A 14133-nucleotide genomic window follows, 5' to 3' on the forward strand; every position below is an offset into this window, starting at 1 on the left:
TTATTTTTTACTCTTATCATTGTTTCCTTCATTCCAATAGTAACTGTCCGGATAGATTCTTGCACCAAATACAGCGGTTCCAACACGTACAATAGTAGCTCCTTCTTCAATAGCAGTTTCAAGATCTCCGCTCATTCCCATGGAAAGTTCATTCATTTCTACATTGGGAATATTTTCAAGGATGATTTCCTGCTTTAGGTTTTTGAGGATTTTAAAACATAGTCTTACCTTTTCCTTTTCTGCACTGAGTAAACCGATAGTCATCAAACCTTTTATTTTTAATGTAGGGAATTTGGAAACCTTCCGGGTTAATTCTATAGCATCATTTGGAGATACTCCGAATTTACTTTCCTCATTGGAGGTATTTACCTGAATTAAAACTTCAAGAGTTCTGTTCTCTGCAGAAAGTCTTTGGTGTAGTTTCTCCGCCAGTTCTAAACGATCCAGCGACTGAACACAGGTGACATCATATTTTAGAATATCTTTGATTTTATTGGTTTGAAGATGACCAATAAAGTGATTGTTGTGTGGATTTTCCTTCAGTTCTTCATATTTCTCCTTCAGCTCCTGAACTTTATTCTCTGCAATTAAGGTCTGACCGTTTTCCAGAGCGATTTTAATACGTTCTGCTGAAACAGTTTTAGTGGCCAGTAAAAGTTTAACTTCATCAGAATTTCTTCCTGCTTTTTCGCAGGCGTTTTGGATTCTGGTATTGATGATTTTCAGGTTGTGAAGGATATCGTCTTTCATGATGGGATGATTTCTTGGGCCTCCAGTTTTTTTATTAACGCTGTTTTTACGGCTGTTAACGCATGGTCTTTAGCTTCTGCAAAAGAAATAGAATATTTCCTTTCAATGGTTCTCATATCCTCTGGAAATTGGCTAAGCAGTGTGTCGTAGAAGGTATCCAGAAACTCAGCAGAAGGCATTTCGTAATTGATCCTCAGTTGAAAACGTCTCAGCAGAGCAGTATCAATAATCTCCGGATGATTGGTAGCACACAGTAAAAGGGCGTTTTCGGGATAATAATCAATAAGCTGAAGTAAAGTATTCACTAGTCTTCTCATTTCACCAACATCTTTATCATCGCTTCCTCTTGCTTTTCCAATCTGGTCCAGCTCATCAAGGAAGAGAACAGATCTTTCTCTGGCTGCCTTATCAAAAATCATTTTAATATTCTGGGAAGTTTCACCAATTCTGGAAGAAACAATATTGCTTAAATTGAGAATGATAATACTTTTTCCAAGTGCATTGGCAATGGCTTTTGCTGTCATTGTTTTTCCGCATCCTGAGCTGCCCTGAAGAAGGATCTTATGATTCACCGGGAGACCATATTCCTGAAGTTCTTTGCTGTAGGTATGTTCCTTAATAAGCTGTACAAGCTGATCTCTGTTGCTTTTATTGAGAAATACATCGTTAAGGCTTACTTGTTCTTTATCATGGATAATAAGGTTGTACAGATTCATGATGATTATTAATGGTTCTTGAGTCTAACAAAGATAAGGCTTTATTACATGGCGCAAAGTATCCTGATTGAGAATAAATGGGTAGGCCAGAGAAGGGTAATGGTCAATTAATGATGAGTAAGAGTTGAGTATAGCAATTATCTTTTTTCATGGGTATTATTATAAAAAAATAAACCCGAACTAATGCTCGGATTTATCATTTGGATATTAAAATTTGTTATGAAACTAAGATCTTTTTGTTTATGTTTTTGGGCCCTTTTACCCTATTGGTAAAAGAGCGATCTGATTTCTCAGAGTAAAAACATAAAACAATATAATTAGTATAGTTTTGCTATAGGCTTCTTGATTTTAATGATTAGTTTCTTTCTCTTCTTACTGTCATGAAATATGATGAGAATACTACTAAACATGTTGCGATACCGATATAAGTTACCATTTTGTATTATTTTTAATTATTTGACTTTTTTTTATCAATCTTTCAATTGCAATATTACAGCTTTCAAATCACGTGCCAAAGTAAATCACTATGATGTATATCAGTGTGTTATATAGGGTTTTGTTAAATTTTAAGAAATTTTTTGTTTACATTTTGTTAATGTGTTATTGTGAATTTATTGATACATTTGTTGTTCTGTCTTTAAAAAAATGTAAAAATGTTAACTGTTTGCAGACTTATATATTGGACTTGATAAAACAAACAATAAATAATGCGATGCATAATACTACTATGGAGGGATAATTAGAGGTGTGAAATTTCAGCGTGAATCCGATTTTTATATTAAGAAAATTTATTTTTATCATTGATTTTTGTGTTGAGTATTTTTGTCAGTTGTCAAATTCTATGACATCCTTGGTATGTCAGAATAGTAAAAATAGCTTTTCTTTGTCAGTTCCATGAGATTAAAGAAGGAAACAAAGAAGTTGTGAGGAAACTTTTTTGGGAACAGGGGGGAGGTTTTGTTATTTTTGCTTAAATAATACTTTATGGGACGCAGTTATCTTTTTCTGGCTTTGGCCATTGTATTTGAAATCATAGCCACAACCTTTCTGAAAAAATCAGAAGAGTTTTCCAAACTGTGGCCATCCGTGGTTACGGTAATAGGATATGCCTGCGCTTTTTATTTTTTAAGTCTGAGCCTTCGTCAGATTCCGGTTGGAATTACGTACGCTATCTGGTCTGGAATTGGAATCGTTTTCATCACCATAATTGGAGTGGTGGCATTCAAGCAGGTTCCGGATCTGCCTGCCATTATTGGAATTGCACTGATTATTATCGGAGTCATTGTAATTAATGTGTTTTCAAAAATGGGCACTCATTAATATCTGATGAAGGTGTTTAAAACCATTTATCAGTTATCCCCACTATTTCCATAGCATTACTTATTTTAACCTCTGTATGTCAGACTGGAAAAACTGAAACAGAAAAATGTTATCATAAAAAATTTCCAGACTGTTTTCGATAATAAAATCTGTATGATGAGTGGTGTTGGTTACTGTGTCTTCTTCTACAAATACAAACCAAAGCTCAGCCAGTTCATGTCTTCTTTTAAACTCTTCGGAGGTATTGCACTCTATGAAAGATGAATGTTTCAGATTGTAAAACAGAATTCCTTTTTTTATTCCGTTTTGTTCTATAATATTAATAGGATGTTGGATGTAGTTGAGGATTTTGATATTCAGATCAAAACATTCTATAAAGTGATGAAGATCGATGAGTTGTATTACCTTTTCTTCCTGTTGGGATTCTGTCATAAAAAAACATTCTGATGTGATCTCTTCAGTGAATTCCTGAAAAACGGCTAATTCCATATGCATTAATTAAACAGGGCAAAGAAAGACAGAATACCGATGCGTAAATTTATTTTTATACAAAACCGCCGGTATTTTATACGAAATCCAATCAGGTAGAGAATGTATAATTGGTATAATAAAATTTGGGTTTTGTATAATATTATAGGCATAAGTTAAGGGATTACCTATTTTTGTATTATATATTAACCCAAGAATATGAAATATAGGCTATGGCAATTTAAAGAAACATTCGCAATGGATTTTCTGGTGGAAAATCGTTACAAATATGCCAGACACCTGTTGTTTCTTATATCATTTTTCCTTTGGCTGTACAGTGCCAGATTCTGGCAGGGGTTTTCAGGAGTACATCAGCTGTATGTATTGCTCTTTGTGTATTCGATACTGATTACCATGATCTATATTAATATTTATATTCTGGTGCCGAGGCTTTTCTTTACTACACGATATATTGCCTATCTGGTACTTCTCATCATGATGGGAGTAATAGGGATTAATATGATAGGGTTTGGCTTCAGATCGGTTTTTGCCGATTTCAGGGTTGAAAACATTCCCAGGGATACCGAAAAAGGAAGTGTTTATGAAGGAGTATTGATGTGTATTCCTATTATCTTTACCACCACTACAGTTAAGCTGCTGCAGAAATGGATTAAGGATAATCAAAGAATCAATGAGCTGAGTAATCTGACCATGCAAATGGAACTGAACGAGCTTAGAAACCAGATCAACCCTCACTTTCTTTTCAATATGCTGAATAATGTAAAAGCGCTCATCAGAACGGATCCTGCAAAAGCTTCTGTGGTGATTGTCAAGCTTTCAGAGTTTCTCAGGTATCAGCTTTATGAAAACAGTGCAGAGAAAACATTGTTAACCTCAGAAATTGATTTTCTTTCTAATTTTTTAAACCTAGAAAAAATAAGACGTGAAAATTTCACTTTTGATATTCAGACAGAAGCTGACAGCAGAACAATTAACACAACATTTATTCCCCCAAACCTGTTTACGACTTTTGTAGAAAATGCAGTAAAACACAGTGTTGATATTAGTGGTAAAGAATCATATGTGAAAATAAACATTAGTATTGAAGGTCAGAACCTCTATTTTAAATGTATCAATTCCCGGAATCCGGACTATCTTATTACAGATAAAAAGAACAGCGGACTTGGGCTTGCCAATATTACCAGAAGACTAGAACTTCTTTACCATGGTACTTTTGACTTAAAAATAACTTCGGAATCTAAAGAATATACCGTCCATTTAAAAATTCCTGTATGATGAATTGTATTATAGTTGATGATGAACCTTTGGCAAGAGCCGAAATGCGTTCGCTGATCAGTGAAACATCAAAGATTGATATTCTGGGTGAATTTTCCAATGCTCCTTCTGCGCTGGATTTTCTTAAGGATAATAATGTGGATCTTATTTTCCTTGATATAGAAATGCCTATGGTGACAGGGCTTGAATTTGCAGAAATGCTTCCCAAAAAATCTCTGATTATCTTTACTACAGCTTATTCTCAATATGCTTTGAAAAGCTATGAACTGGAAGCGGTAGACTACCTTTTAAAACCAATTGATCCGCAAAGGCTTGAAAAAGCTATCAATAAAGCCATCTTATACACCGAACTTTTATCTAATAATACCATAAAGAATACCGTAGAATCTAACACTGCCGATTTTTTATTCATTAAAGCAGACCGAAGATTTTATAAGATCGGTTTTTCAGATATTAAATTTATAGAAGGGCTGAAAGATTATGTAGTGATTCATACCAGACAGCAGAAGCTTATTACAGCAATGAATCTGAAGACAATTCATCAGAGAATTTCAGGAGAGAATTTTATCAGAGTAAGTAAATCGTATGTAGTGAATGCTGACTATATTGATTCATTTGATAACCATAATATATACATTGAAGAAGCAGAAATTCCTATCGGAGAAGTATATAAAGCCGAGTTCTTTACAAAATATACTGATGGCCTTTTAGGGGCAGACTGATTTTCATAAGTAATGAATGATGAATGATGAATGATGAATGATGAATGATGAATGATGAATGATGAATGATGAATGATGAATGATATTGCTGATAGACTTCAATATTGGGTTGGCTGTATCAATAGGAATGGGCTTTAGCCTGCTCGAAACTTAAAATAAAAATATATTCGGTCCAATTGTCATTCCGTAGGAATCTCAATAATATATTTAAAAAATATAGATTCTTACAGAATGACAAAACTTGTTGGTATCTCTATTGTTTTTGCCCCACAAAACGGATCACGGAACCCGTTCCGTTATGAAATAAACCTTCCTGAAGCTCAATTTCTGCCTCTTGAAGTTCCATAATAGAATAATTAGGGAAATCTGCCTTAATTTCTTCTATAGAAAATAAAGATTCTATATCTTTTGGGCCGCCTACTTTTTCATTTTTCGTGACATAATCAAGATGCTTTTTACTGAAAGCTTCGAAAATAATAAATCCACCTTTACGAAGATACTGATCCAGCATTTGATGTATGGATGATTTAATGTCTGCAGGAAAATGAGCGTAGATAAGAGCAATTACATCAAACTGCTGTTTATGATAGCCTAATGTCTGGAGTTCACCAACCTGATAATCGATTTTTACATTGTTCTGCTCTGCCAATTGTAAAGCTTTTTGTCTGCCTTGTTCACTAATGTCAAAAGATGAAACCTTCCAGCCATGTAATGCAGCATAAATAGAATTTCTTCCTTCACCATCAGCAGGAAACAGAATGGTGCCGGGATTTAATTTTTTGAGCTGCTCTTCCAGATAATTATTGGGTGCTGTTCCATATACAAACTCTTCTTGGGTGTACCTTTCATTCCATTTGTCAAGCCATGTGCTGTCTTTCATTTTATAGTTTTATTTTTATCAAATGTAGGATGTTTTATCTGTATTAACTAACGGAAAAAACTCTGATGGTAATAGATTTTTTGAATGATAATGTCTGCTTAAGAAATCTCTAAATACTATTCCATACAATTAAAATTTGGAGTAATTTTGAAAAATGATGAATTTAAACCAGATTTTCACCAATCAACGTACAGGAAACAATCCAAATACTAAAGCTTCAAGAACTGATTTTCAAAGGGATTTCGACAGAATTATCTTCTCTTCTGCATTCAGAAGACTGCAGAATAAAACTCAGGTTTTCCCTCTTCCCGGAAGTGTTTTTGTTCATAACAGGCTGACACATTCTCTGGAAGTATCATCTGTGGGAAGAAGTTTAGGAAGTATTATTGGTGAATTTATTGCTGAGGACTATAAAAATGAACTTACTGAAGATTCAAAGAATTTTTATCTGTATAATTTAGGAAATGTAATTGCTGCGGCATGTCTTTGCCATGATGTAGGAAATCCGGCTTTCGGACATTCAGGAGAAGATGCTATTGCAAGCTATTTTGAAAGAAACGAAAAAGACCTGAAGTCCAAGTTCAATGAAAAAGAATGGGCAGATCTGGTTAATTTTGAAGGAAATGCCAATGCCATCAGAGTATTGGCACAGCAACAGCAGGGAAAAGATGCGGGAGGAATTCAGCTTACCTTTTCTACTTTGGCGAGTATTGCAAAATATCCGTGTGAAGCCGTAGCAAAGAAAAAAGGAATCATCCATCGTAAAAAATTCGGATTTTTCCAGAATGAAAAAGACATCTTCCTTGAAATTGCAAAAGGAACCCAACTTATCTCCGAAAGCGAAGAACCACATATCTTCAAAAGACACCCTTTTGTATGGCTGGTAGAAGCTGCCGATGATATCTGCTATAATATTATTGATATGGAGGATGCCCACAGATTGGGAATCGTATCCACTGCAGATTGTAAGAATTTATTTTTCGAATTGGTGAAATCCGAGACTGATGATGTTAAAAGAATTGAGACAAAGTTAAGCTCTATCTCTAATGAAAACGAGCAAATTTCTTACTTAAGAGCGAAAGTAATCAATGCCTTGATCAATAAGTCGATTGAGATGTATAAATATAACTTTGAAACAATTCTTGAGGGAAATCTTGATAACGGTTTACTTGATATCTATAAAAAAGAAAACAATGCTTTACAGGATATAGAATCATTCTCTATCGAAAAGATTTACAACCATAAAGCTGTAGTTGAAATTGAGAATGCAGGATACAATGTAATGTATGAATTATTGGATCATTTCATTCCTTCCATTCTGAAACCGGAAGAGGAGAGAAAATCTTATGATAAAAAAGCTTTAAAATTACTTCCAAGGCAGTTTGTCTATGAAAATGGGACAGATTATCAAAAAGTATTAGGAATCATAGATTTTGTTTCCGGAATGACCGATAACTATGCCACCGATCTTTATAGAAAAATTAAAGGAATTGATATCGGAATGACGGTATAATTCTACAAGGCTGGAAGTTACTTTTCTGACCTCAATAACTTCCAGCTTCCAGCCTCAAACTTCCTTCCCTGTAAATCTTCCCTAGTTTAAATATTATTTCTATCTTTATAAGAATCAATACTAAAAACTAAACTATGGGTATTTTTCTGGCTCCCGTTATTATTTTCGGGCTTATTATTTTATTTGCATCGTTTTTTGTAGTTAAACAGGAGACGGCAGTAATCATTGAACGTTTTGGAAAATTCCAGGGAGTTAAGCATTCCGGGCTTCATCTGAAGCTTCCCATTATAGATCAGATCGCGAAAAGGTTAAACCTTAGAATTCAGCAGCTGGATGTAATGATTGATACCAAAACACTGGATAACGTATTCATCAAGATGAAGATTTCCGTTCAGTATCAGGTCATCAGAAACCAGGTAGGAGATGCCTATTACCGTTTGGAGAATCCGGAAAATCAAATTACCTCTTTTGTCTTTGATGTTGTGCGTGCAGAAGTTCCGAAGATGAAACTGGATGACGTTTTTGTGAGAAAAGATGATATTGCAGTAGCCGTAAAAAGTGAGCTTCAGGAAGCGATGAACAGCTACGGATATGATATTATCAAAGCTTTGGTAACGGATATTGATCCGGATGAGCAGGTAAAACATGCTATGAACAGAATCAACGCGGCAGAAAGAGAAAAAACAGCGGCAGAATATGAATCCGAAGCACAAAGAATCAGAATTGTTGCTGTTGCTAAAGCAGAAGCTGAATCCAAAAAGTTACAAGGGCAGGGGATTGCCGATCAAAGAAGAGAAATTGCAAAAGGACTTGAAGAATCAGTAAGGATGCTGAATAATGTAGAAATCAATTCTCACGAAGCATCAGCTCTTATTGTGGTGACACAGCATTATGATACCCTGCATTCCGTAGGAGCAAGTAACAGAAGTAATCTTGTTCTTCTTCCCAATTCCCCAACGGCGGCCAGCAGTATGCTGAATGACCTTGTTGTAGCAATGACAACAGCCAATACAGTAGGAGAAGCAAGCAAAGGAAAGTACCCTGAGCCACCACAAAAAGAATCAGGATATTAATAAGAATGGAAGTAGGGAGGCTGGAAGCTGGAAGTTATGCTAGTAAAAAGAGGAAGTAAAATTTTTTTAATTAGTTTATAAGACTAATGAAAGTTTACTTTCCTAATATAACTTCCAGCTTCCATCTTCAAGCTCCCAACAATAAAATAAAAAAGCTTCAGAAATTTCTGAAGCTTTTTGTTTTTATTTCTTGGTTTTAGAAACCTGTTCAACCAATGTATATTTTATTGAGGAAGCATCTGCCGGGGGATTTGCGATCTTTTCTGTTTTTACTTTTAAAACATATTCGTAACCCGGCTCATAAGTGAACCCTTCAATATTGTTGTAGAAATTACTCCAGTTTTCAGAAGCGTTTTCTTTTACCTGTAGGCACTTCATACGACCTGCTCCTGCAGAACAGTCTACCGTTTGTGCTCCTACTATAAGTATTTTTTCACCAGCTGCTGAAACCTCTTTTTTTGTTTTAGAAACTTGCTTTATCAATGTATATTTTATTGAAGAAGCATCTGCCGGCGGATTAGCAATTTTTTCTGTTTTTACCTTTAAAACATATTCATACCCTGGTTCATAAGTAAATCCTTCGATGTTTGTGTAAAAATTTGTCCAGTCTTCTGAAGCCTTTTCTTTTACTTGCAAACATTTCATAGGAGCTACTCCTGTACAGTCTGCTGTTTGTGATCCTACGATGAACGTTTTTTCATCTCCGGCAGAAACTCCAGCTGTTGTTGTACACTGCGTCATTGCGAATAATGCTAATGCAGGCGCTGCCCCTTTTAGAATTGTTGCTATACTTTTCATAAACTTGATTTTAGACCTTACCTCGCAATTACCATGCCGAAATTTTCTTGAATTAGCGGATTTCAGGTATTGTTTTTTGGCTTTTTAATCATTTAATTTGAGGGCTCCAATAAACGAAGTCAAGAGAGATAATATATTTAATATAATGAAAGATGGGGTTGTAAATATGGGAGGTCAAGAAATTATAGGTAGAAAAAAGACTCCGAATTGTATTCAGTTTTATGACTAAACTTAAGGAATAGGATTGAGGTTTTTAGAGTTTATATTTTGAAGGTAAAAAAGAATTTAAATTGATGAAAAAATTATTAGTATTAATTTCTACTGTTTCTATAATGGGTAATGCATTGGGGCAAAAAGTAGATAATGCATTGCAAGGATATTTTGAAGAACAGGGAAATGAGACTTTTTATAAAAGTTTCAATTTTGATGGAAATGGTAAAATAGTGGATGGTTTTAAAAGCAGTTATTATTTTACCAGAAATGACAGCTTAATCGTTATTCCGGATAAAGACGTATTTGTTTTTAAAATTAAAAAAGATAAGTTAATCGGTATTTCAGACTGGGTGAAAAACGGAGTCTGGATTCGTAAAAAAGACAGTACGGAAGTTAATAACAGAGTAAATCCTGCAGAAGCTCAGAAAAGAGCGGCTTTATTGGCAGGGTATTATGATAAGACGAAAAATATGTCAGGGTTGGATGCTCTGTTTTCAAATACAAATGACTACACCAAAATTAGTGATGACTTTTGTAATCAAGGGCTTGCTAAGGCTTGTCTTAATGCATTTGGGTTGAAGATGATGGAATATACCCCGGGATTTTTCGGTGATCTGGAAAAAATTAAAGAGAAAAAACTGAAGCCTCATCCGGAGCTGATAGAACTTTCCAAAAAAATAATCAATCTTGGAGACATGGAAGGATATAATGTTTTGGGAGCCTACTATCACCTTTTAGGACTTCGTGAAAAAGCTTTTGAAACCTGGAAAGAAGGGGAGAAGCATGGTGATCCGGCTTCAATGATGTCTATGGGACTTATTGAAGTGGGTGAAGAGATGGATAAAGCTCCCAAAAACCCTGGTATTAAAAAGAAAAAGAAAAAATAATGAAGAGACTGCTGTTTTTTTCTGCTTTGGTTTTTAGCGTTTTGGCAAGTGCACAGAAATTAAAGAAGGAAGACGTTATAGGATTCTGGAAGTTAAAAGAATCCGGATTTTACGAAGGGAAAAATAAAGTGGTTAAAGACTTTAACAACTGCCGACTGATGCGTAACTATGCTATACGAGAAGATGGTTTTGCAGTGTATAACTATACAGAAGGGAAGGTGGAAGATTGCGCCCCATCAGAACCAAGACTTTCTTTCTGGAAGATTGTAGACAACAGGATTCAGTTTTATGTGGATGATAAGAATATTCTGGAAGAAGTTGTGGTAACTGTAAATAAAGATAAAACACTGACTTTCTCAAGTTATATTCCTGTTCCGGTTAAAGATAAAGATCCCAAGCTGGAAAAAATATTAAATACCATTCACTATGATATTGTAGAATCTGTATATTAAGATGAGCCTATGAATTATGTTACGGTTATTTATCTCCTGAATTTACTGGGGTATGCCATTTATTTCTTTGGAAAAAGTGGAAGTGAGGTAGATATTACTCCTACAGAGTATATAATTTCTACGATAATGTCGCTGCTTTTAGTCCTCGCAGGATATCTTAATGCAAAGCAGAAAAAAAACTATAGATCGGTTCTTTGGATGTTTTTTGTCAATATATTATTCTTTATAATGTCTGGGGTGTTTGATCAGTTTGGAAATGATTTTAATTTGTTCTCAACGGGGAATGATAGTTTTATTTTTACCTTGGCTTTAATCATATATAATGGCTATCTATTCCCTTTAATTGTAACGTTGGACAAAAGCGGTTTTGCACTGATATTGCCTGTCTTATTATCCTTTATTCTTCCATCTTTAGGATATTGGATCAAGAAAGTAACTGCATCGAAAAATTCAAATTCCTCTGAAGAAATTTAATCTGAATGTTGAGCATTTGGGCGAAGAGATATTTGTCATTCCGACGAAGGAGGAATCTCTGGTGTAAAAGGAGATTCTTCATTTCACTTCTGAACTACGTTCGCAGACCTTCAGTCTGTATTCAGAATGATGGCAGACAGCATAATAGGTAATTGGCATTATACTACTTAAAGCGAAGTTAATCTTAATATCCTTATCACCTTAATTCTTCTTAATGGTTTAAAATAACGGTCAGGGATATTCTAAACATATAAATTTGAGCTACTAAAGAGTCTAGCAAAATTATATACAAAGCCAAGGAGTTTTGGAATGAAATTAAGGTTTTTGTATAGGGCTATTCATTCCTTTAAACTTTTGTCTGCCGATTAATAATTCAAAGAAAAGCTTGAAATCCGAAATTAATGACCACAGCGGATATTTAAAGGTCGCAGGCTTATTTCTTTCGATAACGGCGTGGCTAAACCATGCAAATCCATATCCCACAATGGGAATATACCATAGAAATCTTTCCTTTCCTGAACTGATAACATATCCTATCACAACAAATATAAGCAGTGTACCGATAAAGTGAAAAATTCGGGTGCCTGTTTTACTGTGTTCCGTAAGATAAAACTGATAAAATTCACTGTATGTTTTGATTCTTTCAGACATAGCGGCATTAGTTTGTTATTTCTTTTGGATTTAAAGCAATAATGCTGCCGATTTTATAATTAAGGAATAAAAAAGAAAAGGCAAAATGGTTAATAGTTCCATTTTGCCTTTTTTAATATTTTATATATTGTTTTAACTATTTCATAGCTGTTAAGCTTTATTCAGTTTACTGTTTTTGTATCCGTATCCGAAATAGATCACTAAACCTATAATAAACCACATCCCAAACCAGAACCAGTTCTCATGGCTCATTCCGGTAAGGAGGTATAAACAAGAGCTTAATCCTATTAATGGAATAAGAGAAAGGTTCTTGATAAAAGTAACCGCACATAAGATTAGGTTGATCAAAATAAAGAAGAAAATAGAGGCTCTGAACTCACCATCTTTAGGATCACTCCAATTCATTAACGTTTGGAAAAACTCAGGTTGCCAGTAGTAGAAAGTAATCAGTCCACCAATGAAAATAACCGGGAAAATAATTTTACCGTTGATATAAGGAAGGTGGAATCTGCCTTTTATTTTTTCTTTAGCCGGAAGTGTTAAAACTCCGGCACAAACCAAAACAAACGCGAAGATGGTTCCAATACTTGTGAAATCAAGGATGAATGTTTTATCCGTAAATAAGATAGGAATTCCTACTACAATCCCTGTAACGATGGTTGCAAAAGATGGAGTCTTGTATTTTGGATGAATTTTAAGGAACTTCTGAGGCATTAATCCATCACGGCTCATGGCATACCAGATTCTTGGCTGTCCCATCTGGAAAACCAACAATACAGTAGTGATGGCAACAATCGCAACGAAAGAAACTACCAGTTCCATCCATGCTACATTAGCATTTGTTTTTTCAAAGATGAATGAAAGCGGGTCTCCCACACCATCAAATTTTCTGTAATCTACCATCCCTGTTAATACCAGGGTAAGGGCGATATAGATCACAGTACATAATACCAGAGAGATAATCATCCCTTTTGGCAAGGTCTTTTGAGGATCCTTTGTTTCTTCAGAAAGAACACTTAAGGCATCAAAACCAATATAGGCAAAGAAAACCCCTGAAACGGCACTCATAACCCCTGTAAACCCATTCGGCATAAAGGATGGAGTTCCTGTTGTAGGGCTTATTGGTGTCCAATTATCAGTATTGATATAAGCGAAACCAACTAAGATAACCAATAGAATTACTCCTAACTTTAAGAGAACTAATGAGTTATTGAAATTTTTACTTTCCTTTACTCCTACATAACAAAGCCATGTAATTAACCCATTGATGACCAAAGCAGGTACATCTACAATAAACTTAAGACTTCCAATCAGTGGAGCGGTATTCCATGCATTGATTAATTCTTTATTTTCTGAACCCATCTTGATGGCTTTGCTGGCTTCCGTATAACTGCAGGTCAGGTAATCAGGAATATGCATTCCAAGACGTCCTAAAAAGCTGGTGAAATAATCAGACCATGAAAAAGCTACGTAAATATTTCCAAAAGAATATTCCATAATCAATGCCCAGCCGATGATCCAGGCAATTAATTCCCCGAAACTGGCATAAGCATACGTATAGGCAGATCCTGCCGTAGGAATTCTGCTGGCAAATTCAGCATAACATAAAGCTGTGAAACCACAGGCAAAGCCGCAAATCAAATAGAGAAGGATCACACCCGGGCCACCTCTGAAAACGGCTTCTCCCAAACTGCTGAAACTCCCAGCTCCTATAATGGCCGCAATACCAAAAAATACGATGTCCCATACACCTAAAACTCTTAAAAGTCCTGTTGAAGTATCTGTATCCGAATAGACTTTCCTTCTAAAAAGTTGACTCATTCAATAACTATATTTGATTTGAAAAAAACAAATGTAATGATTTTTTATTTTGATGTTAACAGTCGTTAAGAACAATTAGATAAAAATACTTAACGGAAA

15 protein-coding genes are annotated in these 14133 nt (G+C 35.0%); 8 read left to right on the forward strand and 7 right to left on the reverse strand.

Annotated features, from left to right (window positions below; all coding sequences use genetic code 11):
• Positions 1-750, reverse strand: a complete 750-nt coding sequence (locus tag J2772_RS01545) for a YggS family pyridoxal phosphate-dependent enzyme (RefSeq protein WP_209912685.1) — start codon at positions 748-750, stop codon at positions 1-3.
• Positions 747-1466: an AAA family ATPase gene (locus J2772_RS01550; protein WP_209912687.1), complete on the reverse strand. Its 720-nt coding sequence runs from the start codon at positions 1464-1466 to the stop codon at positions 747-749. Before J2772_RS01550 ends, J2772_RS01545 begins: the two co-directional genes overlap by 4 nt.
• A 984-nt stretch (positions 1467-2450) precedes the next feature.
• Between J2772_RS01550 and J2772_RS01555 the strand changes: the two genes are divergently transcribed.
• Entirely contained in the window at positions 2451-2786 is a 336-nt protein-coding gene (locus tag J2772_RS01555) for a DMT family transporter (protein WP_209912689.1), read from the forward strand.
• A gap of 60 nt (positions 2787-2846) precedes the next feature.
• Here J2772_RS01555 and J2772_RS01560 read toward each other — a convergent pair whose 3' ends face one another.
• On the reverse strand, positions 2847-3275 hold the full coding sequence (locus J2772_RS01560) for a hypothetical protein (RefSeq protein WP_209912691.1): 429 nt from the start codon (positions 3273-3275) through the stop codon (positions 2847-2849).
• A 198-nt stretch (positions 3276-3473) separates the two neighbouring features.
• Between J2772_RS01560 and J2772_RS01565 the strand changes: the two genes are divergently transcribed.
• Together J2772_RS01565 and J2772_RS01570 are read left to right on the forward strand one after the other, a co-directional pair.
• Positions 3474-4550, forward strand: a complete 1077-nt coding sequence (locus tag J2772_RS01565) for a sensor histidine kinase (protein WP_209912693.1) — start codon at positions 3474-3476, stop codon at positions 4548-4550.
• Positions 4550-5272, forward strand: a complete 723-nt coding sequence (locus J2772_RS01570; protein ID WP_209913436.1) for a LytR/AlgR family response regulator transcription factor — start codon at positions 4550-4552, stop codon at positions 5270-5272. The genes J2772_RS01565 and J2772_RS01570 overlap by 1 nt, the downstream gene beginning before the upstream one ends.
• 253 nt (positions 5273-5525) lie before the next feature.
• On the opposite strand, the gene J2772_RS01575 is transcribed toward J2772_RS01570, so the two are convergent.
• Positions 5526-6152 carry a class I SAM-dependent methyltransferase gene (locus J2772_RS01575; RefSeq protein WP_209912695.1) on the reverse strand — a complete coding sequence of 209 codons (627 nt, stop codon included), beginning with the start codon at positions 6150-6152 and terminating at the stop codon, positions 5526-5528.
• A 157-nt stretch (positions 6153-6309) separates the two neighbouring features.
• On the opposite strand from J2772_RS01575, the gene J2772_RS01580 reads away from it, so the two are divergent.
• Both J2772_RS01580 and J2772_RS01585 read left to right on the forward strand, forming a co-directional pair.
• Complete coding sequence (locus J2772_RS01580) at positions 6310-7665, forward strand: deoxyguanosinetriphosphate triphosphohydrolase (RefSeq protein WP_209913438.1); 1356 nt, start codon at positions 6310-6312, stop codon at positions 7663-7665.
• A gap of 134 nt (positions 7666-7799) precedes the next feature.
• Positions 7800-8738 (forward strand): SPFH domain-containing protein, encoded by a 939-nt coding sequence (locus tag J2772_RS01585; protein ID WP_209912697.1) that lies wholly within the window; start codon positions 7800-7802, stop codon positions 8736-8738.
• Positions 8739-8921: 183 nt separating this feature from the next.
• On the opposite strand, the gene J2772_RS24130 is transcribed toward J2772_RS01585, so the two are convergent.
• Positions 8922-9536: a DUF4377 domain-containing protein gene (locus tag J2772_RS24130; protein ID WP_245365058.1), complete on the reverse strand. Its 615-nt coding sequence runs from the start codon at positions 9534-9536 to the stop codon at positions 8922-8924.
• 293 nt (positions 9537-9829) lie between these two features.
• On the opposite strand from J2772_RS24130, the gene J2772_RS01600 reads away from it, so the two are divergent.
• The 3 genes from J2772_RS01600 to J2772_RS01610 are packed head-to-tail and all read left to right on the forward strand — an operon-like array spanning position 9830 to position 11562.
• Positions 9830-10636 (forward strand): hypothetical protein, encoded by an 807-nt coding sequence (locus tag J2772_RS01600; protein ID WP_209912700.1) that lies wholly within the window; start codon positions 9830-9832, stop codon positions 10634-10636.
• On the forward strand, positions 10636-11088 hold the full coding sequence (locus tag J2772_RS01605; protein ID WP_209912702.1) for a lipocalin family protein: 453 nt from the start codon (positions 10636-10638) through the stop codon (positions 11086-11088). Before J2772_RS01600 ends, J2772_RS01605 begins: the two co-directional genes overlap by 1 nt.
• A gap of 9 nt (positions 11089-11097) precedes the next feature.
• Positions 11098-11562, forward strand: a complete 465-nt coding sequence (locus tag J2772_RS01610; protein ID WP_209912704.1) for a hypothetical protein — start codon at positions 11098-11100, stop codon at positions 11560-11562.
• Between the two features lie 315 nt (positions 11563-11877).
• On the opposite strand, the gene J2772_RS01615 is transcribed toward J2772_RS01610, so the two are convergent.
• Complete coding sequence (locus J2772_RS01615; RefSeq protein ID WP_209912706.1) at positions 11878-12213, reverse strand: DUF962 domain-containing protein; 336 nt, start codon at positions 12211-12213, stop codon at positions 11878-11880.
• A gap of 150 nt (positions 12214-12363) precedes the next feature.
• A complete protein-coding gene (locus J2772_RS01620) occupies positions 12364-14034 on the reverse strand; it encodes an APC family permease (RefSeq protein WP_209912708.1) in 1671 nt (556 codons plus the stop codon).
• Positions 14035-14133 lie beyond the last annotated feature (99 nt).

Origin of the sequence: Chryseobacterium jejuense (assembly GCF_017877355.1) — a bacterium.
GTDB classification, from domain to species: Bacteria; Bacteroidota; Bacteroidia; order Flavobacteriales; family Weeksellaceae; genus Chryseobacterium; species Chryseobacterium jejuense_A.

Excerpts from the sequence above, each read along its gene's own strand:
- J2772_RS01545 (WP_209912685.1), bottom strand. The coding sequence starts at position 750 with ATGAAAGACGATATCCTTCACAACCTGAAAATCATCAATACCAGAATC.
- J2772_RS01550 (WP_209912687.1), bottom strand. The coding sequence starts at position 1,466 with ATGAATCTGTACAACCTTATTATCCATGATAAAGAACAAGTAAGCCTT.
- J2772_RS01555 (WP_209912689.1), top strand. The coding sequence starts at position 2,451 with ATGGGACGCAGTTATCTTTTTCTGGCTTTGGCCATTGTATTTGAAATC.
- J2772_RS01560 (WP_209912691.1), bottom strand. The coding sequence starts at position 3,275 with ATGGAATTAGCCGTTTTTCAGGAATTCACTGAAGAGATCACATCAGAA.
- J2772_RS01565 (WP_209912693.1), top strand. The coding sequence starts at position 3,474 with ATGAAATATAGGCTATGGCAATTTAAAGAAACATTCGCAATGGATTTT.
- J2772_RS01570 (WP_209913436.1), top strand. The coding sequence starts at position 4,550 with ATGAATTGTATTATAGTTGATGATGAACCTTTGGCAAGAGCCGAAATG.
- J2772_RS01575 (WP_209912695.1), bottom strand. The coding sequence starts at position 6,152 with ATGAAAGACAGCACATGGCTTGACAAATGGAATGAAAGGTACACCCAA.
- J2772_RS01580 (WP_209913438.1), top strand. The coding sequence starts at position 6,310 with ATGAATTTAAACCAGATTTTCACCAATCAACGTACAGGAAACAATCCA.
- J2772_RS01585 (WP_209912697.1), top strand. The coding sequence starts at position 7,800 with ATGGGTATTTTTCTGGCTCCCGTTATTATTTTCGGGCTTATTATTTTA.
- J2772_RS24130 (WP_245365058.1), bottom strand. The coding sequence starts at position 9,536 with ATGAAAAGTATAGCAACAATTCTAAAAGGGGCAGCGCCTGCATTAGCA.
- J2772_RS01600 (WP_209912700.1), top strand. The coding sequence starts at position 9,830 with ATGAAAAAATTATTAGTATTAATTTCTACTGTTTCTATAATGGGTAAT.
- J2772_RS01605 (WP_209912702.1), top strand. The coding sequence starts at position 10,636 with ATGAAGAGACTGCTGTTTTTTTCTGCTTTGGTTTTTAGCGTTTTGGCA.
- J2772_RS01610 (WP_209912704.1), top strand. The coding sequence starts at position 11,098 with ATGAATTATGTTACGGTTATTTATCTCCTGAATTTACTGGGGTATGCC.
- J2772_RS01615 (WP_209912706.1), bottom strand. The coding sequence starts at position 12,213 with ATGTCTGAAAGAATCAAAACATACAGTGAATTTTATCAGTTTTATCTT.
- J2772_RS01620 (WP_209912708.1), bottom strand. The coding sequence starts at position 14,034 with ATGAGTCAACTTTTTAGAAGGAAAGTCTATTCGGATACAGATACTTCA.